Origin of the sequence: Streptomyces sp. NPDC001549, from assembly GCF_042894025.1 — a bacterium.
GTDB classification, from domain to species: domain Bacteria; phylum Actinomycetota; class Actinomycetes; order Streptomycetales; family Streptomycetaceae; genus Streptomyces; species Streptomyces kutzneri.
This window is the reverse complement of sequence record NZ_JBIAVJ010000004.1, coordinates 229,264-254,142: the sequence shown is the minus strand read 5'-3', so window position 1 is coordinate 254,142 and position 24,879 is coordinate 229,264. Positions and strand designations below refer to the sequence as shown.

The following is a 24,879-nucleotide window of genomic DNA, read 5'->3' as shown; positions in this document are numbered from 1 at the left end:
CGTTCCTCAATGGCTGGACGGCTGTCACGCTCCGGGGGTGAACATGAGAACGACCGATCGCCGCACCCCCTCCCTCTCCCCCTCGCCCAGCCCCACTCCCCTCCCCGCGGCCGCCTCGCCCTCCCGTCCTGGCGTCGGCCAGCGGTGTGCTCCGTACGCCGAGGCGGTGCTGGGCCATGCGGGACGGGACTGGCTGAGACTGAACGTCCCCGGCCATGCCGCGGCCCCCGGATCGGATCTCGCCGGTTTCTTCGGCCCGCGGATCACGGCCCTGGACTTCCCCCCGCTGCTCGACGGCATCGACCTCGGCCCGGACACCCCGCTGGACAGGGCGCTGGCGCTGGCGGCCGAGGCCTGGGGCGCACGGCGCACTTGGTTCCTGACGAACGGCGCTTCGCAGGGCAATCAGATCGCCTCGATGGTCGCCCCCGCCCTGGGACGCACGCTCGTCGTGCAGCGCAGTGTGCACTCCAGCGTGATCGACGGGCTGGTGCTGTCGGGCATGGACGCCGTCTTCGTCCAGCCGTCCGTCGACCCGGAGCAGGGCATCGCCCACGGTGTGACCGCAGCGGACGTGGCGGCCGCGCTCGAACGGACACCGGGCGCGGCCGCCGTGTACATCGTGTCCCCGAGCTACTTCGGCGCGGTGGCCGACGTACGCGCCGTCGCGGACACCGCCCACGCCGCGGGGGTACCGCTGATCGTCGACGAGGCGTGGGGGTCGCACTTCGGCTTCCACCCGGGCCTTCCCGCGAACGCCCTCTCCTCGGGCGCGGACCTGGCGACTTCGAGTACGCACAAACTGGCGGGCAGCCTGACGCAGTCGGCGATGCTCCACCTGGCGGAGGGCCCCTTCGCGGACCTGCTCGAACCGCTCGTGGACCGGGCGTTCCGGCTCGTGCAGTCCACCAGCGCGAGTGCGCTGCTGACCGCGTCGCTCGATCTCGCCCGAAGGAGTCTGGTCACCGGAGCCGACACGACGGGCAGCTCGGTCGAGGCCGCGGACCGGGTGCGGGCCGCGGTCCGCGCGCTGGGCCGCTTCAAGGTGGTGAGCGACGGGTTCCGCGCCTTCCCCGACATCGTCGGAGCCGACCCGCTGCGCATCGCGATCGACGCCCGGGCCGGCGGGATCACGGGCCACGAGGCCCGGCGACGGCTCTTCCGGGACCACCAGATCATGGTCGAAGTGGCGACCGACGCGGCGATCGTCGCCGTGATCGGCGCGGGGTCCGTCCCCGACACCGACCGGTTCGTGGAAGCGCTGCACACCCTGCCCTCCCCGCTCACGACGGACTCGGCCGACACCGGCACCGGCGCCGGCGGCATGCCGCGGCTGCCGGCTCCCGGCGCCACGAAGCTCACCGCCCGCGAGGCGTTCCTGAGCCCGGCCCTGGTCGTGGACGCGGACGAGGCCGTCGGGCGGATCTCCGCGGACACCCTTGCGGCGTACCCGCCGGGCATCCCCAACGTCCTGCCGGGCGAAGTCATCAGCGCCGAGGCCGTGCGGTTCCTTCAGCGGACCGCGGCCGCGCCGAACGGCCATGTACGCGGCGCACTCGACCCGGGCGTGACGCGCCTGCGCGTCGTCGCCTGAGCCACCGGGCGCGCCCGTCGTCCCGCCCGCCGGCACCCCCGGCGTTCCCCCTCACACCGCCCCGAGAGAGAGCACAGCCATGGCCGCACGCATACCGACCCGGCGGACGATCACCGCCGTCCTCGCCACCACCACCGCCGCCCTGCTGCTGGGCGCCTGCGGGGACCAGACCGAAGCGGGCCGGAACACCGCGGCCGGCGGAGGCGGTGGAGCCGGTGGTGCGAAGAGCGACGCCCCGCTCTTCGCCCAGCTGCCCGCGGACATCCAGCGGGCCGGCGTCATCAAGGTCGGCACGGACGCCACGTACGCCCCGATGGAGTTCACCGAGAACGGAAAGATCGTCGGTGTCGACCCGGACATCGCCGAAGCGCTCGGCAAGCAGCTCGGCGTGAAGTTCGTCTTCACCAGCGGCACCTTCGACAGCCTCATCACCTCCCTCAACTCCGGACGGCAGGACGTCGTGATGTCGTCGATGAGCGACACCACGGCCCGCCAGCAGGGGCTGGACGACAAGGGCGCCAAGACCGGCAACGGTGTCGACTTCGTCGACTACTTCGTCGCGGGCTCCGTCGTGTACGTACAGAAGGGCAACCCCCACCACATCAAGTCGATCGCCGACCTGTGCGGAAGGAAGACCGCCGTACAGCGGGGCACCACCTTCGAGGACGTTGCCAAGGCCCGGTCGAAGGAGTGCGAGGCCGCCGGGAAGCCGGCCGTCCCGATCGAGTCCTTCCCGACCGACGCCGAGGCCCAGACCCGCGTCAAGGCGGGCGGCGCCGTCGCCGGGGTCAACGACTACCCGGTGGCGGCCTATCTGGCCCTCAAGGCCGACGGCGGAAACGCCTTCGAGATCGTCGGCAACCAGATCGAGGCCGGCCCGTTCGGCATCGCCGTGGCCAAGGACAGGCCGGAACTGCGCGACGCCCTCAAGGCGGCACTGGCGGCGGTCATCGAGGACGGTTCGTACAAGAAGGCACTCGACAAGTGGGGTGCGGGCACGGGGGCGGTCGCCTCGTCGAACGTCAACACCGGCTCCTGACCCGCACGCACCACTGACGGGCAGTCGTCGTGGCTGACCCCATCGGCGCGTGTCCCGCCGGGACGGTGACCGCGCTGCGGAGGAGGGGGTACGGACCGATGTCCGTACCCCCTCCTCCGCTCCACGGCCTAGCCCAGCAGTCGGCGCTTCTGCTCGGCGAACTCCGTCTCGGTCAGCACGCCCTGTTCCTTGAGGGTGCTGAGCTGCTTCAGCTGCTCGATCTTGGTGGTCATGTCGTCGGCTGGTGCCGCGGCGGGCGGAGGCGGGGGCGCAGGTGCTGCCGCCTGCTGCTGGGCCTGCTGTTGCTGGGCTTCCTGCTGCGCCCAGCGGCCGCCCTGGCGGCGGGACACACGGTTGGACACCGCGGTGGCGGTGCCCGCGACGACGGCGGTGCGGGCGACCCCGCGAAGGAGTCCGGGCATGATGCTCATCTCCAGGCTGTGAGGGCTTCACTCTCCGGCGGGCGGTTCCTCCAGGGCGTCCAGCGACGCCAGCAGGGCCTGCACGGGAATCCTTCCGGCGGCCACGAGCTGGGCTCCGCCGCGTCGCAGGGCACGGGCGAAAGGCGCCGCCCAGGTGTTCTCGTACACGATGACCCCGGCCGAGCTCCCGGGTTCCAGGGCGGCAGCCGCCTCCTGGATGTCGCCACCGTCGAGCAGGCCGGACGACGCCCCCTCGAACACGGTGAGGTCGACCTCGCCGCCACCGAGGTCCTGGAGCTCCAGCGCGGTCACCGTGCCGTCCTCCTCCTTGCGGATGAAGGCGAAGTCGAAGATGCGGATGATGCCCCGGTCGACGAGGTCGACGAGGATCGGGAACCCCTCACCCGTCATCCGGTTGCCCGGGAACTCGACCACGATGTAGTCGACCGGGCCGAGTTCGTCGATGTCTCCGAAATCGGCTCGCGGCTCGGTCTCGCTGCTCATGGCAGCTCCTGTCGCAGAGGGAGAAAGGTCTTTTCATTCCAGCACGCTGCCCGCGCCCCCGCATGTCTGGCCGGTCCCCCCGGCCGGTCAACCGGTCAGTTCGTAGATGCTCTGCGCGGTCAGCCACAGGCCGAGCAGCAGGCAGACGAACACGATGGCCTCGTCCTTGTGCCCCTCCATCCAGGTGCGCATCCGCAGCAGCCGGTCCTGGGCGGCCTCCGGCGCGAACACCATGTAGAGCTCCGCCGCCAGCAGGCCGGAGCTGGCCAGCAGGCAGAAGCCGAACAGTGCGATGAACGTGGTCCCGTGCGAGGTGTCGGCCTCGATCACGGTCGTCGCGCCCGCCGCGACCATGCCCCAGGGCTGGATCAGCACGGCCAGGCCCGCCGCGGCCCACACCGAGCCGACGTCCACGTGGGAGGGCTTCGGGGTGGTGTCCCGGACGGCCTTCGCTTTCAGGCGGCGGTAGCGGCGCACCCCGTAGACCACCAGTCCCACCCCGATGGCCAGCTTGAGTGCGAGCGCCGCCACGCCGGGCGGGGAACGGGGCGCCGGGGGTTGGCCGCCCGTCAGCGCCAGCACGATCGCGATCACCGCGACGAGGTTGGCCAGCCACGCCAGGAGGAAGGCCAGCCCCTTCCACACTCCTCTGGGCGAGGACACCACGAGGATGAACGCCATCATGGGCAGCGGGTAGAGGGCGATGGCCAACGCGATGAGCATGAGGTCGAGGACCATGGCGCCCCAATCGTGCGACGACATATGACACTACGCACCGGACGGGGCTCCGACACCTTTTGCCCATCGAGATGCCGCCCTGGTCCGCGTCCACCAACCTGGACGCAGACGAAGGAGGCCGCCATGACGACGACCCGGCATCCGCGGCCCGTGCCGCACGCCGCTGCGGGCCGCTGATGTGGTCGGAGCGCAAGGCACGATGGCGCAAGCGCTCCCGGGAGCTGGCCGCGGCCGCCAAACGCGCGCAGGAGCGGGCAGAGACCCGGTTCCCCGTGATCACCCATGCCACGGAGCGCATGATCGGCGTGAACATCTTCGACTCCGCCACCCGGCTGGCCGCCCAGTGCTTCCTGACCGCCGTGCCCCTGCTCTTCGTCGTCGCCTCGCTCGCCCCGGAGGCCGTCCGCCAGCAGATGGTCGAATCCGTACGCACGATGTTCGGGCTCACCGGTCCGGCGAACGATCAGCTGAAGGACGCGTTCGACGGCTCCGGCGAGGAGGACATCCGCAACGCGGTGGGAGCGGCCGGCGCCGTGATCGTGCTGCTGTCGGCGACCGCGGTGAGCCGTGCCATGCAGCGGCTGTGCAAGCGTGCCTGGCAGATCCCGCGGGGTGGGACGCGGATCTTGATCTGGCGCTGGTTCGCCTGGATCGGCGCCTGGATGGTCCTGCTGATCTTCCAGGGTCCGGTCCGCGAAGGATTCGGACTCGGCCTGTGGCTCGGGATCCCCCTCACGCTCCTCCTCCAGACAGCGGCCTGGTGGTGGAGCCAGCACCTCCTGCTGGGCGGGGTGATCCGGTGGCCCCCGCTGCTGCCCGGCGCCCTCCTGACCGCCGCCGCGGTGACCGCGCTGTCGCTGGGCGCGCGGGTCTACATGCCGATCGCCCTCAACCGGTCGCTCGCCACGTACGGGTCCACCGGCTCGGTGTTCGTCATCCTGTCGTGGCTGATCGTGCTGTGCGTGGCGGTCGCCATCGGCATCACCCTCGGCGCGGCCCTCGCACAGGAGCCGTACCTGGCCCGGCGGCTGGGCAGCCCGGAGCCGGACAGGATGCGGCAGGAGAGTCGCTGAGGGACGGCGGCGGCGCCCGTGGGGCAGCGGTGTGGGGTGAGTGCCATGCTGGGAGGCGGGGGTCCTGGTGGCCGGGAGGTCGACGACGATGACGATGCGCGACACGACCGCGACCGCGGCCACGACGGCGGCCACGACCGCGACGGACGGTGGCCCCCGGCTCTCCGCCGAGGACCGGGCCGTGAACGGCCGGGCGGCCCGGGCCGCCTCTCCGAGATCCGCCCACGCAGACTTCGAGCCGTCGGCCGACCGGCTGGATCCGATGGATGTCATCGAGCGGCAGTCCGCCACCCGGTTGCAGGAGCTCGTGCCGATCCGCTACGGCCGGATGGCGGAATCGCCGTTCCGTTTCTACCGGGGCGCCGCCGCGATCATGGCGGGCGATCTGGCCGGCACACCCGACTCGGGTATCCGGGTCCAATTGTGCGGCGACGCGCACATGCTGAACTTCCGGCTGCTCGGCTCCCCGGAGCGGAACCTGCTGTTCGACATCAACGACTTCGACGAGACGCTGCCCGGACCGTGGGAATGGGACGTCAAGCGGCTCGCGACCAGCCTGGTCATCGCCGGGCGGGAGAACGGTTTCTCCGAGCGCGAGCGCGCGTCGATCGTGACAGCGGCGGTCGCCGGTTACCGCGAGCAGATGCGTACCTTCGCCCAGATGAACAACCTCGACGTCTGGTACGCGAGGGTGGACGAGTCGCACCTCCAGGCGGTGGCGGAGGGCGCCCTCCACACCCGCGGCCGCAAGAACCTGTCCGAGGCGCTGAGCAAGGCGCGCGGACGCGACAGCCTGCAGGCGTTCGAGAAGCTCACCGAGGTGGTCGACGGCCGGCGCCGCTTCGCCGCCGTGCCGCAGCTGATCACACCGGCTTCCGAACTGCTGCCGGGTCAGGAGGGCGATGCGATCGAGGGCCAGATCCGGGACCTCGTCGGGCGGTACGGGGACAGTCTCCAGACGGACCGCAGACACCTGCTGGAGCAGTACTCCATCGTCGACATGGCCCGCAAGGTGGTGGGCGTCGGCAGCGTCGGCACGAGGTGCTGGATCGTGCTGCTGCTGGGCCGCGGCGGCGAGGACCCGCTGATCCTGCAGGCCAAGGAGGCCGGTGAATCGGTGCTCGCCCCGTACGTGGGCGCCAGCGAGTACGCCACCGGGGGTGAGCGGGTCGTGGCCGGCCAGCGGCTGATGCAGGCCGCGAGCGACATCTTCCTCGGCTGGCAGCAGACGCACGGGCTCGACGGCGTCGAACGGGACTTCTACGTACGCCAGCTGCGCGACTGGAAGGGCATCGCCGAACCCGCCCGGATGGTGCCGCGCGGCATGCGGGTCTTCGCCGGCCTGTGCGGTGTCACCCTGGCGCGGGCGCACGCCCGCTCCGGCGACCGGATCGCCATCGCGGCGTACCTGGGCCGTAGCGACGTCTTCGACCAGGCGCTGGTGCGGTTCGCGGAGAGCTACGCCGACCTGAACGAGCGCGACCACCACCGTCTGGTGGACGCCATCGCCTCCGGCCGGGTGACCGCCGTCGCGGCCTGAGCAGGACCGGACCGGGCCGGCGTTTCGGCCAGTCGGCTGACGCGGCGGGCGAGGTGCCCGGCCGCCTGCCACGGCCGTGCCACTCTGCGCGCATGACAGCAGCGAAGGCGGGCCCGGCCGGGGCGGCGGGGAACGCGGGGAACACGAGGCTCATCCTGCTGACACTCGCGGCCGGGCAGTTCCTGATGGCCCTGGACAGCTCGGTGATGAACGTCTCGATCGCCACGGTGGCGGAGGACATCGGCACCACGGTGAGCGGTATGCAGGGCGCGATCACGGCCTACACGCTGGTGATGGCGATGCTCATGATCAGCGGTGGCAAGGTCGGCGCGCTCATCGGCCGCAAACGGGCGTTCATGATCGGCTGTGTCATCTACGGACTGGGGTCCCTCACCACCGCGCTCGCCCCGAACCTGACGGTCCTGATGCTGGGCTGGTCGTTCCTGGAGGGCGTGGGGGCGGCGCTGATCCTGCCGGCGATCGTCGCGCTCATCGCCTCCAACTTCGGCAAGGAACAACGGCCCGCCGCCTACGGCCTGGTCGCGGCGGCGGCAGCCGTGGCGATCGCGGTCGGACCGCTCATCGGCGGCGCCGCGACCACCTTCTTCTCCTGGCGCTGGGTGTTCGCCGGGGAGGTCGTGATGGTCCTCGTCATTCTGCTGCTGGCCCGCCGGATCGCCGACGCGCCCCCGGAGCACCGGCCGCGGATCGACGTACTCGGCGCGATCCTGTCCGCCGCGGGCATCGGATTGTTCGTCTTCGGCATCCTGCGGACCAGCGAATGGGGCTGGTTCCGGCCCAAGGCCGGGGGCCCCTCGTGGTTCGGCGTCTCGCCCGTCGTCTGGCTGGTGATGGCCGGGCTGATGCTGGTCTGGCTGTTCTTCCGCTGGGAGGCACGCCTGGTGGCGCGGGGTGTCGAACCGCTCGTCGACCCGGAATTGCTGAAGAACCGGCAGCTCGCCGGCGGACTGACGATGTTCCTCTTCCAGTACCTCGTGCAGATGGGCGTGTTCTTCGTCGTCCCGCTCTACCTGTCGGTGGCGCTCGGCCTGTCCGCCCTCCACACGGGCGCGCTGATCCTGCCGCTCTCCATCACGCTGCTCGCCGCCGCGATCGGGGTCCCCAAGTTCAGCCCGAACGCCTCGCCCCGGCGCGTCGTGCGGAGGGGCATCCTGGCGATGTTCGCCGGCGCCGTCATTCTGCTGGCCGCCCTCACCCCGGATTCCGGCCCTGAGGTCGTCACCGTGCCCATGCTGCTCATCGGGCTCGGGATCGGGCTGCTCGCCTCCCAGCTGGGGGCTGTCACCGTGTCGGCCGTACCGGACGAGCAGAGCGCCGAGGTCGGCGGCATCCAGAACACCGTCACCAACCTCGGCGCCTCGATCGGCACCGCCCTCGCCGGGTCGGTCATGATCGCCGTGCTGACGAGTTCGTTCCTCACCACCATCGACCAGAACCCGGCGATCCCGGCCGACGTCAAGACGCAGGCGCACACCGCCCTCGCCGGGAGCGCCCCGTTCCTGTCGGACGAGCAGCTCACCACGGCCCTCGAAGAGGCGGGCACGGACCCGGTGGTGGCCCAGGCGGCACTCGACGCGAACGAGGAGGCACGGATCGAAGGCCTGCGGGCCGCCCTCGCCCTCCTCGCTCTGGCGGCGCTGCTCGCCCTCTTCTTCACCCAGCGCATCCCGGCGGCCCAGCCGTCCGCGGCCCGCGGCCCGGCCGGCACCCCGTCATGACGGGTGCGGACTCGGGGTCGTCTCCTCGGCGGAGGCGGACGTGTCCTCGGCGAGGAAGTCCGTGACCGCGAGCGCGAAGAGCAGGGCGAGGGCGAGTCCCACGACCACCCAGCCGGTGGGGTAGGACCACAGGATGTAGACGATGACGGCGATCGCGACCAGGCCCCAGGTGAACCAGGAGCGGTGGCGCCGGATGAACGGGCCGACCGGGCCGGTGCGCAGGCCCAGCCGGTCCGCCGTGGCGCGGGTGGCGACGATCCCGGAGTGCCAGATCTGGCGGGCGGCCGTGGCGTACTTGCCCGGGCCGGAGAGCCAGGCGGCGAGGGCGATCACGATGCCGAGGACCACGACCATGCGGATCGTCGTGCGCAGCAGGCGGATCATCGCGTCGTAGACGGAGCCGGCCGCGGCCTGGGAGACGGTGTCCGGGAGCGCGTTGAGGTAGACCGTACGGAAGACGGTCAGCCCGAGACCGAGGACCGCGACGGAGAACGCCACCGCCAGGGCCGCGGTGACCAGGATGCGGCGCCGGTGGGCGGAGAGCAGGACGCCCGCGGCGACGAGCAGTACGGCGAGGATGGGCAGCCACACGCCGGCGAGCTGGAGGAGCCGGAAGCCTGTCTTGACCTTGCCGATGTCGTTGGACTGCACCACGGTGAAGTCGGTGTGGATCTCTGGGATCTTGGCCGCGACGCCCATCCCGGCATCCACGAGCCGTGTTTTCACCTGTTCGATCACCGGCGCGAGGTCGACCGTCACCGCGTCGTTCTTGATCTCCACCGCGCCGTCGCCGCTGCCGGTCAGGGCTTTGACGAGTGAGGTGTGGATCGTGCGGTTGGCGTTGGTCCAGATCGTCTCGAACTGGTCCGAGGCGATGACGTCCTGCGCCTTCTCCTTCACGAAGCTGCTGACCGCGCCCTCCAGCGAGCTGCCGAGCTTGCCCAGGGCCTTCTGCAGCAGCGGCCGCTGGTCGGGGGCCGCGTCCTCCAGGAGGGTGGCGAGGTCGAGGTGCTCCATCAGGGCGGCGGTGACGCGGTTCGCGGCGGCCGCCTGGACATCCGGGTCGGAGGCCAGCGGGGCGACGGTGGCGACATAGCGGTCCGTGTTCCCCACGATGCTGGACGTCCAGGACGCGACGATGCCCAGCGGGGCCAGCACGCAGCCGATGATGATCAGGACGGCGGACAGCAGCGACTTCATCCGGTGCTTCGGCGGAGTCCGTTGCGCGGCTTCCGATTCCAGGGCGGCGACCCTGGCCCGCAGTGCCGCGAGTTCGCCCGCGCTTTCGTCACCCTGCATGGCTGACCTCCTACGGGGTCGGGAGCCGTGGATCCCGGAGGATCGGTGGATGACGCGGAACCTGCGCCGGAGCAGGCGGCTCCCCTTGCCCCACAGCCTGCCCCGGCGCGCCGGGAGCGGCATCCGCAGTTCGGCCGTATGCATGAACGCGGCGGTTCGCCGGGTTCACCGGGCGGGGGAGGCAGAGGCCAGGAAGGGGGGAGAGGCCAGGAAGGGCGCGCTGCGCGCTGCCACTCGGCGGGGAGAACGTCCGCACGAAGCGGACGATCAAGGGAAGGGAGGAGCACCCACTCCTTTCCACTCTCAAGTTATAACGCACAGGGGGGCTTGCGGCAAGGCCCCACTCGTCCCGCAGAATCGCTCCTCGAAGCCAAGACCTGCGGAAACGGGAGATCCCCATAGTGCGTGTGCTGTTGTCGGTTGACGGGTCGTTCGATGAGTTCGCGGGTGCCGCCGCAGATCGGAGCTGCTGATATGAACTCCCTGACCACCAGTGCGTTCGACCTTCCCGCCCGTCTCTCCCCCAAGGCCGACCCGGCGCTGATCGGCGGCGACGAGAAGCACTTCGCGGCCGTCGCGGAGAGCCTCGAGCAGACGATCGCCGAGCTGTCCGACCGCCTGGAAGCGCTGCGCAGGGCCCCCGGCGGCCTGGGCCGGGAGGCGATGGACCGGGACGTGGAGATCCACCGGCTGACGGGTCGTCTGCGGACCCTGCGGCGCTTCGGGTTGGACCTGTGCCTCGGGCGCATGGTCGGCGAGGACGACTCCGAGCCCGTGTACATCGGGCGCCTCGGCCTCACCGACGGCGCGGGGGGCCGGCTGCTGATCGACTGGCGCTCGCCCGCGGCCGAGCCGTTCTTCGCCGCGACCCACGCCAGTCCGATGGGTCTGGCGAGCCGCCGCAGGTACCGCTGGACCCGCGGCCGGATCGGTGACTACTGGGACGAGGTGTTCACCGCCGACGGGTTCGAGGGGCACGCCGCGCTCGACGACCAGTCCGCCTTCATCGCCGGACTGGGCGGCAGCCGGTCGCCGCGGATGCGCGACGTTCTCGCCACCATCCAGTCCGACCAGGACGCCATCATCCGCGCGGGTTCGCGCGGTGCTCTCGTCGTCGACGGCGGTCCGGGCACGGGCAAGACCGTCGTGGCCCTGCACCGCTCCGCCCATCTCCTCTACTCCGATCCCCGCCTCGGTCACCGTCGGGGCGGTGTGCTGTTCGTCGGTCCGCACCAGCCCTACCTGGCCTATGTCGCCGACGTGCTGCCCAGCCTCGGTGAGGAGGGCGTGCAGACCTGCACCGTGCGGGACCTCGTCGCCGAGGGGGCCCAAGCCGCGGCCGAGGCCGACCCGCGGGTGGCGTTCCTGAAATCGTCCGCGGACATGGTGAAGGCGATCGAGCAGGCCGTCCGGATCTACGAGGAGCCGCCCGCCGAGGGGATGACGGTCACGACCCCCTGGTCCGACGTCTGGCTGAGCCCGGACGACTGGGCCGAGGCGTTCGAGGCGGCCGCGGGTACTCCGCACAACGAGGCGCGCGAGCAGATCTGGGAGGAGCTGCTGACGATCCTGCTCGACAAGTTCGACGACGAGGACCTCTCGCCCGACCTGTTCCGCAGATCGCTGCGGTACGACGAGGAGCTGGTCGGGACGCTCGACCGCGCGTGGCCGACGATCGATGCGTCCGATCTCGTCGGGGACCTGTGGTCGGTACCGTCCTACCTGCGGATGTGCGCTCCGTGGCTCAGCCGCGAGGACGTGGCGCAGCTGCAGCGCGCGGACGCCCAGGCCTGGACGGTGTCCGACCTGCCGCTCCTGGACGCGGCGCGGCAGCGGCTCGGCGACCCCGAGTCGGCACGACGGCTGCGGCGGCGGGGCGCCGCGGTGGCGGCCGAACGCGAGCGCATGGCCGGAGTCATCGACGACCTGCTCGCGGCCGACGACGACGGTGAGGGCGCCGTGACGATGCTGCGCGGCAAGGACCTGCAGGACAGCCTGATCGACGAGGGCGCGCTGCCCGGCGCGGACCCGGACCTGCTCGCCGGACCGTTCGCGCACATCGTGGTGGACGAGGCTCAGGAACTGACCGACGCGGAGTGGCAGATGCTGCTGCTGCGCTGCCCGTCCCGCAGCTTCACCATCGTCGGTGACCGCGCCCAGGCCCGGCAGGGGTTCACGGAGTCGTGGCAGGAGCGGCTGGAGCGGATCGGGTTCGACCGGATCGACGTGGCCTCCCTGAGCATCAACTACCGGACGCCCGAGGAGGTCATGGCGGTGGCGGAGCCGGCCATCCGGGAAGGGCTCCCGGACGCCAACGTGCCGGCCTCCGTCCGCAGCAGCGGCATTCCCGTCGTGCACGGATCCGTCAAGGATCTGGACCCGGTCCTCGACGGCTGGCTGGACGCGCACGCCGACGGGGTCGCCTGTGTCATCGGCGCCGACGACAGCGTGGCCGGCGCCTTCCGGGAGAACTCCCGGGTCCGGTCGCTGACCCCTGGGCTGTCGAAGGGGCTGGAGTTCGACCTCGTCGTCCTCGTCGACCCGCAGACCTTCGGTACGGGGATCGAAGGAGCGGTCGACCGCTATGTCGCGATGACCCGGGCGACGCAGCGGCTCGTCATCCTCACGAGTTCCTGACCCGCTCGTGCAGTCGGTCCACCGGCGACGGTGGCGCCCAGACTCCGGGCGATCTCCGCCGAGCCGTCGGTCGAACCGTTGTCGACGACGATGGCGTGCCACCCGGCCGGCGCGCGGGCCGGCACCCGGGGAAGCTCCTGCGCCTCGTCGAGGCACGGCAGTACGAGGTTCCGCGCGGGGCGGTGCACAAGCTGATGAAGGCACCCTCCACACCGTAGGAATCGGGACCGGGGAAAAGGGGCCCGCAGACCTTACGAAACGCGGACGCCGTCCCGCGGGAGGGGGTCCGCGGCACACCTGGGCCCCGGCGGGTGACAGCCTGGGGTCATGGCAGTGAGCAATGTGGAGAGTACGAACGAGGGACCCGGCACCGGAGGGACCGACCGGGCCGACGCCCGGGCCGATACCCAGGTCGGCGCCCAGACCGGCGCCCAGACCGGCGCCCAGGGCAGCGTTCTGGTCGTCGACGACGATCCGACCGTCTCGGAGGTCGTGGCCGGGTACCTGGAGCGGGCCGGATTCACGGTGCGCCTGGCGGCGGACGGCCCGGCCGGCCTGCGCGCCGCCCAGGAGCACCGCCCCGACCTGATGGTCCTCGACCTGATGCTCCCCGGGATGGACGGCCTGGAGGTCTGCCGCCGGCTGCGCGCCGGGGAGGACGGCGGCTCGCCCGTCCCCGTCATCATGCTCACCGCACGCGGCGACGAGGACGACCGGATCCTGGGCCTGGAGGTGGGCGCGGACGATTACGTGACCAAGCCCTTCAGCCCGCGGGAGCTCGTGCTGCGGGTGCGCTCCGTACTGCGCCGGGCGCAGGCCGGTGCCCCGGCCGGTGGCCCGGAGGGCGGTCCGCGGCTCGCGGTGGCGGGCCTGGTACTGGACCCGGCGGCTCGCCGGGTCCACAAGGAGGGCCGGGAGCTCGCGCTCACCCTGCGGGAGTTCGATCTCCTCGCCTACTTCCTGCGCCACCCCGGCCAGGTCTGCGACCGGGAGCGGCTGATGCGCGAGGTCTGGGGCTGGGACTACGGCGACCTGTCGACGGTCACCGTGCACGTCCGGCGGCTCCGCGGCAAGATCGAGGACGATCCGGGGAGCCCGCAGCTGATCCGGACGGTCTGGGGCGCCGGCTACCGCTTCGAGCCGGCCCCGGACACCGGGGCCGAGCACGCCTTCCGGACGGAGGGCGGTCATGCGTGACTTTCTGCTGATCGCCCTGTACGCCCTCCTCGGCGCGGGCGCCGCGGGGCTGCTCGGGGCCGTGGCGCTGCGGATACTGCGCCGGCGCAGCGTCGCCGTCTCCCTCGCGATCGTCGCCGCGGTCGCGGTGTCCGCGATGCTCGCCGGCACGCTGACCGTGGCGTGGGCGATGTTCCTGTCCTCCCACGACCTGGCCGTCGTGACCATGGTCGTCGCGACGGCCGCGGCCGTCTCGATGGCCACCGCGCTGCTGCTGGGCCGCCAGGTCGTCCGGCGCTGCCGGGAACTCGTCGGCGCGGCCCGGGTCTTCGGGGAGGAGGGTACGTTCGCGGCGCCGACCGTGCCCGCTCCCGCCGAATTCACGGCGCTGAGCCGCGAGCTGGCCCTCACCAGCGAACGGCTGGCCGCGTCCCGCGAACGCGAGCGGGCCCTGGAGGCCTCGCGGCGCGAGCTCGTGGCCTGGATCTCGCACGATCTGCGTACTCCGCTGGCCGGGCTGCGCGCCATGTCGGAGGCGCTGGAGGACGGCATGGCGGCCGATCCCGCCCGCTACCACCGGCAGATCCGCACCGAGGTCGACCGCCTCAACTCCATGGTCGGCGACCTCTTCGAACTCTCCCGCATCCACGCGGGCGCGCTGTCCCTCACGCTGACCCGGATGTCCCTCCACGACCTGGTGGGCGACGCCCTGGCCGGCACCGACGCACTCGCCCGCGAGCACGGCGTACGGCTGGTCGGCGAGGGGGTCGCCTCACTGCCGGTGGAGGTGGACGGCAAGGAGATGACCCGGGTGCTGTCCAACCTCCTGGTCAACGCCATCCGCCACACCCCGGCCGACGGGACGGTCGCGATCGCCGCCGAACGCCGCGCGGACTCCGTGGTGCTCTCGGTCACCGATGCCTGCGGAGGCATCCCCGAGGAGGACCTCCCGCGCGTCTTCGACACGGGCTGGCGCGGCACCCCGGCCCGCACCCCTCCTTCGGGTGCGGGCCTGGGCCTCGCGATCGTCCGGGGCATCGTCGAGGCCCACGCGGGCCACGCGAACGTCCACAACGTCTCCGGCGGCTGCCGCTTCGAACTGACCCTGCCGGCCGCTACCGGCTAGGACCTGCAGACCTGCAGGTCGCGGTCAGAAGAACATCCAGGCCGGGGTCAGGTTGCCGTTGATCGTGAACATCACTTCCCCGGCCAGACAGGGTGGGTCCTGATTCGCGACAGCGGCGGCCTCGGTGGGGTCTCCGTAGTTGCCCATCCAGCGCCATTGCTTGAGCGCCTTCTTCCCGGTGATGCGTCGCTTGATCTCGACCCCTTCCTCGATGGAAAGGACTCGATCAACGGCGATGTCCCCGTTCTGCTCCTTCATACCGCTCCTCCTTTAATGGTAGCTGACCGTAGCGGTCGATTACAGACTGTATCCGACCGTACCGATGTGCTAGCCCCGAGGACGGCGTGTCGGCCGCAGGCACGCAAGGTCTACCGCATCGGCCCTGCACCGCCACGGAAAGAGTCAGGAGTTCCCGGATCACGTCCCGCGTGATCACCTGCTCCGGGTCCTGGCCGGTCACCTTGCGGAGCACCTCGCCGAGCAGCACGTAGTTGGTGTTGGAGTAGGACCAGTCGGTGCCGGGCTCGAACAGCTGCGGCCTGGCCACCCCGTACCCGATCAGCTCGGCGGGCTTGATCGTGCGGTATCGGTGCTCGTCCAGGCTCTCCGTGGTCCCCTTCAGGAAGGAGGGGAAGGCATCGCCGACGTAGTCGTGGATACCGCTGGTGTGGTTCAGGAGCATGCGCACGGTCACCTTGCGGCCGCGCTCGCCGTGCACCAGCTCGGGCACGTAGTCGCCGACCGGTCGGTCCAGGTCCACCCGGCCCTTCGCGGACTGCTGGAGGACGGCCGCCGCGGTGAACGTCTTGGTGACGCTGCCGACGCGGTGCCGGAGGTCGGGGCGGACCCTGCGCCCGGTGGCGACGTCGGCGAGGCCGGCGGCGCCGTCGAAGCGCTCGCGGCCGTCACGGACCCCGGAGTAGAGGCCGTACACGCCCGCCTCCTGGACCGCGTTCAGCCCCGCCTGCAGCTGGGTCCGGTCGAGGCGTCGGCGGGCGTCCCGGCCGTAGGCGCTCGGCGCTTCCTGGACGGCGGCGCTCGCGGCCGGCGCGAGGCCTGCCAGCAGGGCTATGGCGACGGCGGTGGCCGAGGCGGCGCGGCGCAGTCGCGGTGCGGGTCGGTCGGCAGGACGGGTGTGGGGCACGGCGACTCCTCGTCGGTGGCCCGGTGGGGCCCGGCGATCTTGGTCCCTTCAATTGTTCGCTCCCGACCCGCGCCGCGACTTCCTCCGCCGGGACGAACAGGGCATCAACCTCCAGACTGAGAAGCACCTTGACAGGCCATTACATTTGTCACGTCACGTTCCTGGGCCCACTGTCCCGTCCGGTGCGGCACCCCCTGGCCCGCACACCCCCTGACCAGCGGAATGTGACTCCGCCCACCCTCCCTTGACCGGAGAAGGAAGGGCTACCTAACTTCGATGTATGGCCCCCCACGACCCCACCCCTCCCCCCGACGCCTCCGGTGCTTCCGGTACCCCCGGTGCCTCCGACGCGTCCGAGCTGGTCGATTTCGCCGTCGACCTCACCTCGCAGGAGGTGCTCCGGCGCGCCCAGGTGATGGCGGCCCTCGGCCCGGACTGGGATCCGGTGGAGGTGCTCCTCGGTGAGGAGGCCGCGTACGACCTGCTCTATTCCGGGCTCGACGCGGAACAGCAGCGCCTCTACGACGACCTGGTGGCGGCCGGTGTGCTGCCCCCGCGCGGAGACGGCCGTGCTGCCGCTTGACCCGCAGGCCGACCCCGGGCGCCGTGCCTGGGTGGCCTGCCCGAAGTGTGCGGACGCGCGCGGCTGCGAACCCTGCGAGCAGCGGCGCACCTGCTCCACCCACTGGCGCTACCTGCTCACCAACACCGGCAGCCTGCTCCACCTCCAGTGCCCCGGGTGCACCCACGTCTGGGTGCACGAGAGCGGCTTCGGAGCCACCCGCTCCCTGTGGGACCGCGTGACGGGCGCCCGGCCCGGCTTCTGACCGCAGCACCGGGGATCAGGTGGCGGTCCAGCCGCCGTCCAGGGGGATGGACGCGCCCGTGATGTAGCCGGTGTGCGGGCCGCAGAGCCACAGGACGGCTGCGGCGACCTCCTCCGGTTCGATCAGCCGCTTGACCGCGGAGCGGCTCAGCAGCACCTCGGACACCACCTGCGCGGCGTCGATGCCGTGAGCGGCGGCCTGGGCCTCGATCTGCCGCTCGACCAGTGGTGTGCGGACGTAGGCGGGGTTCACGCAGTTGCTGGTGACGCCGTGCGGAGCCCCTTCGACGGCCGCGACCTTGCTCAGCCCTTCGAGTGCGTGCTTCGCGGTCACGTAACCGGCCTTGAACGCGCTGGCGCGCAGCCCGTGCGCGCTGGAGATGTTGACGATGCGGCCCCAGCCGCGTGCACGCATGTGGGGCATGGTCCGGCGGATCAGCAGGAACGGCGCGTGCACCATCACACGCTGCATGAGTGCGAAGCGGTCCGGCGGGAACTCGGTCAGCGGGGCGACGTGCTGCAGCCCGGCGTTGTTGACCAGGATGTCGATGCCGGCCGGCAGCTCCCCGACGCTCTCGTCCCGGGAGAGGTCCACCACATGCGCCTGCCCGCCGATCCTCTCGGCGACGGCCTTCGCCGTGGCGGCGTCCATGTCCACCACGTGCACGTGGGCCCCGGCAGCGGCGAGCGCCGAGGCGCAGGCCCGCCCGATACCGCCGCCGGCGCCGGTCACCAGGGCGGTACGGCCGGCCAGGTCGATGCCGGCGGTGGCAGCTGTTCCGTGGGGCACGGGAGGGTATCCGCTTGTCATGCCCGGAATCATCCGGGACACCGGTGGGCCGCTCCCATGTGCGCGGCCGCCACAGTCGGGCCGCGAGGTGTGTCGGCCATCGCCAGGGCCTCCACGGGCCGGGCGGCGAAGGTCCCCGCGGAGGCTCCGCAGCGGCCCGTGGAGGTCTGTGGGGGCCCGACCGCTACGCGGGCCCGAGCAGGTCCAGGAGCGGGGCCAGTCCGCCGGGCCGCCGGTCGACCGGGAGGTGGTCGACGAAGTGCACCGGGCAGCCGAGAGCCCGTGCTCCGCCGTCCGCCTCGCGGCTGTCGCCGACCATCAGCACATCGGCGGGGGCCAGGCCCAGCCGGTCGCAGGCGGTCCGGAAGATCACCGGATCGGGCTTCTGGGTGCCCACCTCGAAGGAGAGCACGTAGGCGTCGACCAGTGCGTCGAGCCCGTGCGTGCGGAAGACCGGCCGCAGGTCCCATCCGATGTTGCTGACCACGGCCACCGGGAGCCCCCGGCGGCGCAGTGCGCGCAGGGTGGGCTCGGTGTCCGGGTAGGGGCGCCAGGCGGCGGGGGTCATATGGCGGTCGTAGAGCGCCTGGACCAGCTCCGGGTCCGTGATCCCGGCAGCACGGGTCAGACCGCCGTAGGCGGCCCGGTGCTGCCCGGCGCTGAGGTCCCGCTGGTCCCACAGGGCTTCGAGGTGCGCCGGCATGTGCTGCGGCGACAGCCCGCCGGGCAGTGCGCCGTACTCGGTCAGCCGCCGCGCCGTCTCGCCGAACTCCTCCTCGGCCAGCGGGATACCGCTCTCCGCGAGAGCGGCGGCGAGCCACTCCTCGGTCGACTCGACGCGCAGCAGCGTGCCGGAGAAGTCGAACATCACTCCCTTGATCATGTGGTGATCGTAGTCCGGCCCGATCCGGTCCGTTCCGTTCCGAGCCCCCGCCGGCCGGGCGCCGCCGGGGGCGGGCTCAGGTGGTCGGGTGCAGCCTGGACGCGACGGGGGTGGCCGGTGAACTCTCCGGGCTCCCGTCGATGGCGGCCAGGGCGCTGCCCGCCAGCCAGGTCCGCCAGTCCACGTTCCAGTCGCCGAAACCGTTGTCGAAGGGAGCCATCTTCGCGCCGCCGCTGTTGACCACCTCCACGATGTCTCCTTCGCGGACGGTCTCGAAGAACCAGGCGGCGTCCTCGGTGCTCATGCCCGTGCAGCCGTGGCTCACGTTCTCCTCGCCCTGTGCCTCGACCGACCAGGGCGCGGCGTGGATGTACTCACCGCTCCAGGTCACCCGGGTCGCGTAGGAGACGGGCAGGTCGTAGAACTCGCTGGTGCCGCGCTTGATGCCGACCGTGTCACCGCGCATCCGGACCTTGGACTCCTTGCGCAGCACGACCTTGATGCCGCTGCGGGTCCTGAAGCCCGCCTTGCCGGTGGTGACCGGGATCGTCCTGATGACCCGTCCGTTGCGGCGTACGGTCATCCGGTGGGTGGCGGAGTCGGTGACGGCCTCGATCCGGTCCGCGATGGTGAACTGCACCGCGTCGGAGGGGCCGCCGTAGTCCTCGTCCCCGACCTCGATCCCGTCGAGACCGCTGCGGACGCGGACGACGGTGTGGGCGGGCCAGTACGTACGCGGCCGGAAGTGCAGGGTCGATTCGTCGACCCAGTGCCACGCGCCCTCGACATGCGGCTCGGAGGTCACCTGCAGTGCCTGTTCCAGCCGGGCGCGGGCCGGGAGGTCGTCGGCGGGCACCGGGCGGCTGAGGCTCGCCGTCACGATCTCCCCCGCTCCGTACGTGCCGGGGCCCGGTCCGAACTCGACCGTCAGTCTGCCCCCGTCCGGGGGCGGCGCGGTCCGGAACGCCATGGTCACGCCGACCGCGGTCCCGTCCGCGTCCAGGGCGCCGACCTGCACGGTGTAGGTCTCGCCCGCCCGCAGCGGCTCGCTGTTCAGCCAGCGCTCGCTGTGCGGGGCGAGCTCGCCGGCGAGGTGGCGGCCGTGCCCGTCGCGTACGGTCACGTCCGTGAGGCGGCCCTGATCCGCGAGGGCGATCTGGAGCGGCCCGCCGGAGTCCGTGGGGAGCAGCTCGGTCCGGGCGGTCCGCGCCGCGCCGCCGAGGGAGGGCTCCTTCACGACGGATCCCACCCCGCGCGCGGTGGCCCGTACCCGCTGTTCCTGCCAGCCACTGCACAGCCCGGGCCGGAACATGCGCACCGCGCACGGCCCGTCGCCGGATCCACCGCCCTCCTCCAGCACTCTCCCGACCAGCAGGGTGACCGCGGCCTCCCGCGGCGGGCCCGCGAGGGTCCGCTCCGCGGTGTCCGCATCGGGCGCCCGGCCCTGCGCTGCGGCGACGACCAGCATGGCCCCCGTCACCGCAGCCACGGCGCCCCACGCCTTGGTCGGTTGTCTCCGTCGCATTCGTCGCATAGCCGTATCAAAGCGATGTGGCGCCGAAATGATGATCATTCCCTCGGCTCTGCGGCCGAACGGGCACCCAAGAGAACTCGGACGGCGTACAGAACCCGCCCCCGGCGCGCGGGGCACGGAGGAAGGCCCGATACTCGGATGCCCTCGGGCGGGCCGCCCGCGACAATGCGGCCATGGTTATCCGCACAGCACGGCTGGACGAGCTGACCCTCCTCCAGGACATCGAGAGGGCCGCCGGGCGCTGCTTCCGGGACATCGGCATGCCGGAGATCGCCGAAGACGAGCCGCTGACGCTCGACGAGCTCGCCCCCTACCAACGGGCCGGGCTGGCCTGGGTGTCGGTCGAGGGGGCCGACTCCCCGGGTGCCTACCTGATCGCCGAGCACATCGAGGGCAATCTCCACGTCGAGCAGGTGTCCGTCCATCCGGACCGCGCGCGCCGAGGGCTCGGCCGGGGCCTGCTGGAGCACCTGGCGGAGTTCGCCAGGCGCGAGGGCGCGCCCGCCCTGACCCTCACCACCTTCACCGAGGTCCCGTGGAACGCCCCGTACTACGCGCGCTGCGGCTTCCGGCCCCTGGAGGACGCGGGGCTCACTCCCGGCCTGCGGGAGATCCGCGAGCGCGAGGCGGCGCACGGCCTGGACCGGTGGCCCCGCGTCTGCATGCGGCGGGACCTGTGACAGCGCCTCGGACCGGCGCGGGGACAGCCAGGCTTGAACGGTTGGCAATCGGATGAGGGATACGTGATGTTCGAAGGAAAGCTGGTCAGGCTGCGTGCGCTGCGCTCCGAAGACGCTGAGCGTCATCTTCGGTGGCGCAACGACCCGGAGGTGGTGCGCTGGGCCGCGGCCGGTGATCCGTGTTTCGGCCCGGTCACGGCGGAGGCTGTCGGGCTCGGCTTCGAGAGCATGCTGCGCCTGATCCCGAGAGAATCGGCGGTGTTCACGGTCGAGGAACTGGCGGGCGGACGGGTGATAGGCATGGCCGACTACCGGGACCTGGACCCGTACGCCGGAGTGGCCACGCTGGGAATCACCATCGGCGAACGGGATCTCTGGGGTCGCGGCCACGGCAGTGACGCGCTGCGGCTGCTCACGGGCCACCTGTTCGGCGCGTACGGTCTGAGCCGCCTGGAACTGGACACCTGGAGCGGCAACGAGCGCGCCGTGCGTGCCTTCACCAGGCTGGGCTTCCGTGAGGAAGGCCGCCGCCGGTCGGCCGTGCTGGTGGACGGGAAGCGCTACGACCGCGTGCTCTTCGGGATGCTTCGGGAAGAGTGGGCGAGCGCCGCATGACCGGGACAGCTGGAGACGCGAGCCTGAACGAGGCTCCGGGCATGGCGGAGCACCCCGGTTTCGGTGTGATGCCGGCGTGGTTGCTGGACCGCAGAGGCCTCCGTGTGCAGGAGCCGGCCGACCGCGCCGGATCGATGACGAACGAGGTCCGAGCGGTGCTCTCGGGGGAAGTACCCGGCGAGGAGCTGCTCCGGCGGATCGCGCCCGTCCTGGGCTTCCACGCGGTCGATCTGTTCATCCTGGCGGGGCTGGCGGTCCCGGACGACATGGCGCCGTTGGACGCCGCGGCCCAGCGGTCGGCGCAGCACATCGTGATGCATGCGGTGCACCTCCCTGCTGCGGAGCGGCGTGAACTCCTGCAGCTCGTCCGCTCGCTGCCGCAGGAGGAACGGCCTTCCGTCTTCACCGCGAAGCCGCTCGCATCCCATGCCGGTCCGGGCGGTCGGGTCATCCGCATGCTCCAGTACCGCAATCTGGACCGGCTGGGCATGGCGCAGCTCCTGGCGGTGGTGACGCCCACGTACCTGTCGGCGCCCACGTACAGCGTGATCGGCTCCGGTGGCGCGGAGTTGACGCCCCGCCTGGTGATGGATTTCGCAGCCGTGCTGGGGATCGACGCCCGCGAACTGGCCGTGCTGACGGGCGTCGGTCTGCGTGAGGTGCCACCGCCTCCGGCCCAGGAGGCGGTGGACGCCGCAGCTCTGCTGTGGGAGGCGCGGCGCCTCTCCGCGGCCCAGGCACAGCACGTCGCCGAGCTGGCGCGCTCCATGCGCGGGGAATCCGCCAACGGATACTTCCTCAACGTGTCACAGCACTAGACGCCGGCCGAGGCCATTTCGATGATCGATCGGTAGTGGGCGGCCGCGGACACCACGCACGCGCGGTAGGTGCGGTTGTCCCTGACCACCAGGAAGTAGTCCCTGATCTGCTTCCAGTACTGGCGCAGGTAGCCGAGGCCCGGCACGAAGCCCGGGGGCCTGGGCACCAGGGCGAAGGCTTCGGAGCATTTGAGGATGCCGCCGGTGACCTCCGACAGGACGTCCGCCACATCGGCGTTCATGTTCCAGCCCGCGGCCAGTTGCGGGGTCCAGATGGAGCCGGCGATCTCCCGCAGCCGCTCCTGTTCCTCCGGAGTCGGGTCGCTCTGGGCGACCGCGGTGACCGGGGCGACCGCGGTGACCGGGTGGCCGCCGAAGGCCGCGGCCGCCTGCGCGGGCCCCGCGGCGCCCACCCCCAGCAGAGCCCCCGCCGCGATCAGCGCGACCGCCGAAAGCCTGAGTGAACGTACCGCCATGTCCGCCCCTCCCGCGTTGCCGGAAGTCCCGTCCCAGGACCGGGCGTCGAGATTTCCACGGCCCCGGCACACGGTCAACGGCGCCCGGAGGGTCATGGCCGGATCCGTGCGCGTACGCACTCGCGCGCCTTCGCCGAGCGCGAACCGGCGTCGCGGCGGTGCTCGCGATGTGCTGAGGTGGCCTGATGGATCTTCTTGTACTGGGCGGGACCGCATGGCTGGGACGTGAGATCACGCGGCAGGCGCTGGAGCGGGGGCACTCGGTGACCTGCCTGGCGCGTGGCGAGAGCGGCGCCGTCGCGGCCGGTGCACGGCTGGTGGCGGCGGACCGGAACCAGGGGTCCGCCTACGCGGAACTCCTCGACCGCGACTGGGACGCCGTGATCGAGGTGTCCTGGCAGCCGGCCTTCGTCCGCGGGGCCCTCGCGGCCCTCGCGGGGCGGGCCCGGCACTGGACCTACGTCTCCTCCATCAGCGCCTACGCCGACCACGGCACGGTCGGCGCCGACGAGTCGGCCGCGCTGCTGGCGCCGGCCGAGGGCGACCACGTGGGGCGGGAGGAGTACGGGGAGGCCAAGGTGGCCTGCGAGGAGGCTTCGCGCACCGTGGTGGGAGACCGGCTCGTCATCGCCCGGGCCGGCCTGATCGGCGGCCCGGGCGACGCGAGCGGACGGTCGGGGTACTGGGCGGCACGCTTCGCCCGTGATGTGGACCAGCCCGTGCTCCTCCCCCGGTCCCCCCGGGTACCGACCCAGGCGGTCGACGTGCGCGATCTGGCGGGCTGGCTGCTGGACCTGGCCCAGGAGGGAACCACCGGGACCTTCGACGCCGTCGGTCCCGTCGTCCCCTTCGACGACTGGGTCGGCCTGTCGGCACGCGTGGCCGGGTACACCGGACCGGTGGCGGTGGCGGACCCGCAGTGGCTCCTCGATCAGGGCGTCGGGCCGTTCATGGGCCCGGAGTCGATGGCCATGTGGATGCCGGATCCGAAGTGGGCCGGCTTCTGCGCCCGCAGCGGAGCCGCGGCGCACGCGGCCGGGCTGCGCGACCGCCCGCGCGCGGAGATGCTGGAGGACGTCCTGCGGTGGGAGCGCGCCGAGGGCCTGGAGCGCCCCCGCCGGGCCGGTCTGAGCACCGCCCGCGAGCAGGAGCTGCTCACCGCCCTCGCCGGCGCACCGGCCGCCGGCCCGTTCCCGTGCGTCGTCTGCGGGAACCTGACCGTGGGGGTGCCGGGGCACCACGAGATCTGCCCCGTCTGCGGCTGGCAGGACGACGGCGGGGACTACCGGGATCCGGATCACTACGTGGGCGGCCCCAACCACGTGACGCTGCGCGGGGCCCGGGAGAACTACCGGGCCTTCGGCGCGAGCGAGCGGCGGCGCATCGACCGGGTCCGGCCGCCGCTTCCCGCGGAGGTCCCGCCCGCGGACGGGACCGCGGCTTTCTGACCCACGGTTGCGGCGGCGGCTCACTCCAGTCCGTACCGCCGGGCCGACTCCTCCTCCTGGGCCAGCCGGTGCAGCGCCTTCAGCACCGGCTGGAACAGGATGGTCGCGGCCACGGCGGTCTCGGCCTTCTCCGCCTCCGTGGGGAAGGTCTCCACGAAGTCCAGGTCCCGCACCGCCACTTGGTGCATCAGCTGCGCGTACGGGGTCATGAGCGCGGCGTCCCACGGATAGCCGAGCCGCGTCAGGGTGGCCACCGCCGCCACGAGCGAACGGTGGACCGGGGAGAGTTCCCCCAACTCCCGTGCGGTGGACCAGCCCAGCGTCCGTAGCAGCTGGTCGACTTCGGCGCGCGCGGCGGCCGTGGCCTCGTCCTCACCGCCACCGCCACCGCCACCGTCGCCGTCGCCGTCGCCGTCGCCACCACTGTCGCGGCCGCCGTCGCCTTTGCCGTCGGCCGGTTCGGGCTGGTGGGGCAGGGCCCACAGGGCCGCGCCCAGGCGCATCGTCCGCCCCAGGGACTCGTCGTCGACGTGCGCGAGCACCTTCCGGACCCTTGCCACCGGCACCTGGCCGACCTGGATCATCGCGCGCACCAGCCGCAGTCTGCGCAGATGCCCCTCGTCGTAGTCGGCTGTCGTCGCGCTGACGCGGCGGCCGGGCGGCAACAGCCCTTCGCGCAGGTAGTACTTGATCGTGGCGATGGACACGCCGCTCCGCTCACTCAGTTCCGCGAGCCGCAATCTCTTGAACCTTCCCTTGGCGAGTGTCACTATCCAAT

The 24,879-nt window shown here is 72.0% G+C and carries 25 protein-coding genes and 2 pseudogenes; 15 read left to right on the top strand and 12 right to left on the bottom strand.

The window, feature by feature from the left end:
- Positions 1-43 precede the first annotated feature (43 nt).
- Together ACFY04_RS09045 and ACFY04_RS09040 are read left to right on the top strand one after the other, a co-directional pair.
- Positions 44-1,594 carry an aminotransferase class I/II-fold pyridoxal phosphate-dependent enzyme gene (locus tag ACFY04_RS09045; RefSeq protein ID WP_389115170.1) on the top strand — a complete coding sequence of 517 codons (1,551 nt, stop codon included), beginning with the start codon at positions 44-46 and terminating at the stop codon, positions 1,592-1,594.
- A gap of 79 nt (positions 1,595-1,673) precedes the next feature.
- Entirely contained in the window at positions 1,674-2,633 is a 960-nt protein-coding gene (locus ACFY04_RS09040; RefSeq protein WP_389115168.1) for an ABC transporter substrate-binding protein, read from the top strand.
- A 128-nt stretch (positions 2,634-2,761) separates the two neighbouring features.
- Here the strand turns inward: ACFY04_RS09040 and ACFY04_RS09035 are convergent, their stop codons facing one another.
- From ACFY04_RS09035 to ACFY04_RS09025, 3 genes are all read right to left on the bottom strand, one after another.
- A complete protein-coding gene (locus tag ACFY04_RS09035; protein ID WP_389115167.1) occupies positions 2,762-3,055 on the bottom strand; it encodes an SHOCT domain-containing protein in 294 nt (97 codons plus the stop codon).
- Between the two features lie 27 nt (positions 3,056-3,082).
- Positions 3,083-3,559 carry a DUF6325 family protein gene (locus ACFY04_RS09030; RefSeq protein WP_327387368.1) on the bottom strand — a complete coding sequence of 159 codons (477 nt, stop codon included), beginning with the start codon at positions 3,557-3,559 and terminating at the stop codon, positions 3,083-3,085.
- Positions 3,560-3,646: 87 nt separating this feature from the next.
- Positions 3,647-4,297, bottom strand: coding sequence for a GAP family protein (locus ACFY04_RS09025; protein WP_389115451.1), 651 nt, complete (start codon positions 4,295-4,297; stop codon positions 3,647-3,649).
- 59 nt (positions 4,298-4,356) lie between these two features.
- On the opposite strand from ACFY04_RS09025, the gene ACFY04_RS09020 reads away from it, so the two are divergent.
- From ACFY04_RS09020 to ACFY04_RS09010, 3 genes are all read left to right on the top strand, one after another.
- Entirely contained in the window at positions 4,357-5,370 is a 1,014-nt protein-coding gene (locus tag ACFY04_RS09020) for a YhjD/YihY/BrkB family envelope integrity protein (RefSeq protein WP_389115165.1), read from the top strand.
- 94 nt (positions 5,371-5,464) lie between these two features.
- Positions 5,465-6,910 carry a DUF2252 domain-containing protein gene (locus ACFY04_RS09015; protein ID WP_389115164.1) on the top strand — a complete coding sequence of 482 codons (1,446 nt, stop codon included), beginning with the start codon at positions 5,465-5,467 and terminating at the stop codon, positions 6,908-6,910.
- A 92-nt stretch (positions 6,911-7,002) separates the two neighbouring features.
- Positions 7,003-8,649 (top strand): MFS transporter, encoded by a 1,647-nt coding sequence (locus ACFY04_RS09010; RefSeq protein WP_389115162.1) that lies wholly within the window; start codon positions 7,003-7,005, stop codon positions 8,647-8,649.
- Here the strand turns inward: ACFY04_RS09010 and ACFY04_RS09005 are convergent.
- Entirely contained in the window at positions 8,644-9,948 is a 1,305-nt protein-coding gene (locus ACFY04_RS09005) for a hypothetical protein (RefSeq protein ID WP_389115160.1), read from the bottom strand. The genes ACFY04_RS09010 and ACFY04_RS09005 overlap by 6 nt on opposite strands.
- Positions 9,949-10,422: 474 nt before the next feature.
- Here ACFY04_RS09005 and helR point away from each other — a divergent pair, with 474 nt between their 5' ends.
- Positions 10,423-12,585: an RNA polymerase recycling motor ATPase HelR gene (helR, locus tag ACFY04_RS09000; protein WP_389115158.1), complete on the top strand. Its 2,163-nt coding sequence runs from the start codon at positions 10,423-10,425 to the stop codon at positions 12,583-12,585.
- A 14-nt stretch (positions 12,586-12,599) separates the two neighbouring features.
- On the opposite strand, the pseudogene ACFY04_RS08995 reads toward helR, so the two are convergent.
- Positions 12,600-12,773 (bottom strand): annotated as a pseudogene (locus tag ACFY04_RS08995) (glycosyltransferase); the annotation flags it as partial.
- Positions 12,774-12,912: 139 nt separating this feature from the next.
- Here ACFY04_RS08995 and ACFY04_RS08990 point away from each other — a divergent pair.
- Positions 12,913-13,782 (top strand): response regulator transcription factor, encoded by an 870-nt coding sequence (locus ACFY04_RS08990; RefSeq protein WP_389115157.1) that lies wholly within the window; start codon positions 12,913-12,915, stop codon positions 13,780-13,782.
- Positions 13,775-14,887: a sensor histidine kinase gene (locus ACFY04_RS08985; RefSeq protein ID WP_389115155.1), complete on the top strand. Its 1,113-nt coding sequence runs from the start codon at positions 13,775-13,777 to the stop codon at positions 14,885-14,887. The genes ACFY04_RS08990 and ACFY04_RS08985 overlap by 8 nt, the downstream gene beginning before the upstream one ends.
- Before the next feature lie 24 nt (positions 14,888-14,911).
- On the opposite strand, the gene ACFY04_RS08980 is transcribed toward ACFY04_RS08985, so the two are convergent.
- Together ACFY04_RS08980 and ACFY04_RS08975 are read right to left on the bottom strand one after the other, a co-directional pair.
- The gene (locus tag ACFY04_RS08980) at positions 14,912-15,145 is read right to left on the bottom strand and encodes a hypothetical protein (protein ID WP_389115154.1); all 234 of its coding nucleotides are present in this window, start codon (positions 15,143-15,145) and stop codon (positions 14,912-14,914) included.
- Positions 15,114-16,031, bottom strand: coding sequence for a serine hydrolase domain-containing protein (locus ACFY04_RS08975; RefSeq protein ID WP_389115151.1), 918 nt, complete (start codon positions 16,029-16,031; stop codon positions 15,114-15,116). The genes ACFY04_RS08980 and ACFY04_RS08975 overlap by 32 nt, the downstream gene beginning before the upstream one ends.
- 280 nt (positions 16,032-16,311) lie before the next feature.
- On the opposite strand from ACFY04_RS08975, the gene ACFY04_RS08970 reads away from it, so the two are divergent.
- Together ACFY04_RS08970 and ACFY04_RS08965 are read left to right on the top strand one after the other, a co-directional pair.
- Positions 16,312-16,614: a DUF6400 family protein gene (locus ACFY04_RS08970; protein ID WP_389115149.1), complete on the top strand. Its 303-nt coding sequence runs from the start codon at positions 16,312-16,314 to the stop codon at positions 16,612-16,614.
- A complete protein-coding gene (locus ACFY04_RS08965) occupies positions 16,601-16,858 on the top strand; it encodes a hypothetical protein (protein ID WP_389115148.1) in 258 nt (85 codons plus the stop codon). The genes ACFY04_RS08970 and ACFY04_RS08965 overlap by 14 nt, the downstream gene beginning before the upstream one ends.
- 15 nt (positions 16,859-16,873) lie before the next feature.
- Here the strand turns inward: ACFY04_RS08965 and ACFY04_RS08960 are convergent, their stop codons facing one another.
- From ACFY04_RS08960 to ACFY04_RS08950, 3 genes are all read right to left on the bottom strand, one after another.
- Positions 16,874-17,668, bottom strand: a complete 795-nt coding sequence (locus ACFY04_RS08960; protein ID WP_389115147.1) for a 3-hydroxybutyrate dehydrogenase — start codon at positions 17,666-17,668, stop codon at positions 16,874-16,876.
- A gap of 163 nt (positions 17,669-17,831) precedes the next feature.
- A complete protein-coding gene (locus tag ACFY04_RS08955; RefSeq protein ID WP_389115146.1) occupies positions 17,832-18,530 on the bottom strand; it encodes an HAD family hydrolase in 699 nt (232 codons plus the stop codon).
- A 76-nt stretch (positions 18,531-18,606) separates the two neighbouring features.
- Positions 18,607-20,019 carry an Ig-like domain-containing protein gene (locus ACFY04_RS08950; RefSeq protein WP_389115145.1) on the bottom strand — a complete coding sequence of 471 codons (1,413 nt, stop codon included), beginning with the start codon at positions 20,017-20,019 and terminating at the stop codon, positions 18,607-18,609.
- Positions 20,020-20,237: 218 nt separating this feature from the next.
- Between ACFY04_RS08950 and ACFY04_RS08945 the strand changes: the two genes are divergently transcribed.
- From ACFY04_RS08945 to ACFY04_RS08935, 3 genes are all read left to right on the top strand, one after another.
- Positions 20,238-20,744: a GNAT family N-acetyltransferase gene (locus ACFY04_RS08945; RefSeq protein WP_389115143.1), complete on the top strand. Its 507-nt coding sequence runs from the start codon at positions 20,238-20,240 to the stop codon at positions 20,742-20,744.
- A 66-nt stretch (positions 20,745-20,810) separates the two neighbouring features.
- The gene (locus tag ACFY04_RS08940) at positions 20,811-21,359 is read left to right on the top strand and encodes a GNAT family N-acetyltransferase (RefSeq protein WP_389115142.1); all 549 of its coding nucleotides are present in this window, start codon (positions 20,811-20,813) and stop codon (positions 21,357-21,359) included.
- Between the two features lie 41 nt (positions 21,360-21,400).
- The gene (locus ACFY04_RS08935) at positions 21,401-22,177 is read left to right on the top strand and encodes a hypothetical protein (protein ID WP_389115141.1); all 777 of its coding nucleotides are present in this window, start codon (positions 21,401-21,403) and stop codon (positions 22,175-22,177) included.
- Here ACFY04_RS08935 and ACFY04_RS08930 read toward each other — a convergent pair.
- Entirely contained in the window at positions 22,174-22,653 is a 480-nt protein-coding gene (locus ACFY04_RS08930) for a hypothetical protein (protein WP_389115139.1), read from the bottom strand. The genes ACFY04_RS08935 and ACFY04_RS08930 overlap by 4 nt on opposite strands.
- A 185-nt stretch (positions 22,654-22,838) precedes the next feature.
- Between ACFY04_RS08930 and ACFY04_RS08925 the strand changes: the two are divergent.
- Positions 22,839-23,819 (top strand): annotated as a pseudogene (locus tag ACFY04_RS08925) (NAD-dependent epimerase/dehydratase family protein); the annotation flags it as partial.
- Positions 23,805-24,101 carry a CPCC family cysteine-rich protein gene (locus ACFY04_RS08920; RefSeq protein WP_389115449.1) on the top strand — a complete coding sequence of 99 codons (297 nt, stop codon included), beginning with the start codon at positions 23,805-23,807 and terminating at the stop codon, positions 24,099-24,101. The pseudogene ACFY04_RS08925 and the gene ACFY04_RS08920, both read left to right, overlap by 15 nt.
- Positions 24,102-24,121: 20 nt before the next feature.
- On the opposite strand, the gene ACFY04_RS08915 is transcribed toward ACFY04_RS08920, so the two are convergent.
- Positions 24,122-24,841, bottom strand: a complete 720-nt coding sequence (locus ACFY04_RS08915) for a MerR family transcriptional regulator (protein ID WP_389115448.1) — start codon at positions 24,839-24,841, stop codon at positions 24,122-24,124.
- Between the last annotated feature and the right edge of the window lie 38 nt (positions 24,842-24,879).

Bases quoted from the DNA above. Each gene is read 5' to 3' on its own strand.
- ACFY04_RS09015 (WP_389115164.1), top strand. From the start codon at position 5,465: ATGCGCGACACGACCGCGACCGCGGCCACGACGGCGGCCACGACCGCG.
- ACFY04_RS09045 (WP_389115170.1), top strand. From the start codon at position 44: ATGAGAACGACCGATCGCCGCACCCCCTCCCTCTCCCCCTCGCCCAGC.
- ACFY04_RS08945 (WP_389115143.1), top strand. From the start codon at position 20,238: ATGGTTATCCGCACAGCACGGCTGGACGAGCTGACCCTCCTCCAGGAC.
- ACFY04_RS09035 (WP_389115167.1), bottom strand. From the start codon at position 3,055: ATGCCCGGACTCCTTCGCGGGGTCGCCCGCACCGCCGTCGTCGCGGGC.
- ACFY04_RS09010 (WP_389115162.1), top strand. From the start codon at position 7,003: ATGACAGCAGCGAAGGCGGGCCCGGCCGGGGCGGCGGGGAACGCGGGG.
- ACFY04_RS08940 (WP_389115142.1), top strand. From the start codon at position 20,811: ATGTTCGAAGGAAAGCTGGTCAGGCTGCGTGCGCTGCGCTCCGAAGAC.
- ACFY04_RS08960 (WP_389115147.1), bottom strand. From the start codon at position 17,668: ATGACAAGCGGATACCCTCCCGTGCCCCACGGAACAGCTGCCACCGCC.
- ACFY04_RS09025 (WP_389115451.1), bottom strand. From the start codon at position 4,297: ATGGTCCTCGACCTCATGCTCATCGCGTTGGCCATCGCCCTCTACCCG.
- ACFY04_RS08930 (WP_389115139.1), bottom strand. From the start codon at position 22,653: ATGGCGGTACGTTCACTCAGGCTTTCGGCGGTCGCGCTGATCGCGGCG.
- ACFY04_RS08935 (WP_389115141.1), top strand. From the start codon at position 21,401: ATGGCGGAGCACCCCGGTTTCGGTGTGATGCCGGCGTGGTTGCTGGAC.
- ACFY04_RS08980 (WP_389115154.1), bottom strand. From the start codon at position 15,145: ATGAAGGAGCAGAACGGGGACATCGCCGTTGATCGAGTCCTTTCCATC.
- ACFY04_RS08970 (WP_389115149.1), top strand. From the start codon at position 16,312: ATGGCCCCCCACGACCCCACCCCTCCCCCCGACGCCTCCGGTGCTTCC.
- ACFY04_RS09040 (WP_389115168.1), top strand. From the start codon at position 1,674: ATGGCCGCACGCATACCGACCCGGCGGACGATCACCGCCGTCCTCGCC.
- ACFY04_RS09005 (WP_389115160.1), bottom strand. From the start codon at position 9,948: ATGCAGGGTGACGAAAGCGCGGGCGAACTCGCGGCACTGCGGGCCAGG.
- helR (WP_389115158.1), top strand. From the start codon at position 10,423: ATGAACTCCCTGACCACCAGTGCGTTCGACCTTCCCGCCCGTCTCTCC.
- ACFY04_RS08985 (WP_389115155.1), top strand. From the start codon at position 13,775: ATGCGTGACTTTCTGCTGATCGCCCTGTACGCCCTCCTCGGCGCGGGC.
- ACFY04_RS09030 (WP_327387368.1), bottom strand. From the start codon at position 3,559: ATGAGCAGCGAGACCGAGCCGCGAGCCGATTTCGGAGACATCGACGAA.
- ACFY04_RS08955 (WP_389115146.1), bottom strand. From the start codon at position 18,530: ATGATCAAGGGAGTGATGTTCGACTTCTCCGGCACGCTGCTGCGCGTC.
- ACFY04_RS08990 (WP_389115157.1), top strand. From the start codon at position 12,913: ATGGCAGTGAGCAATGTGGAGAGTACGAACGAGGGACCCGGCACCGGA.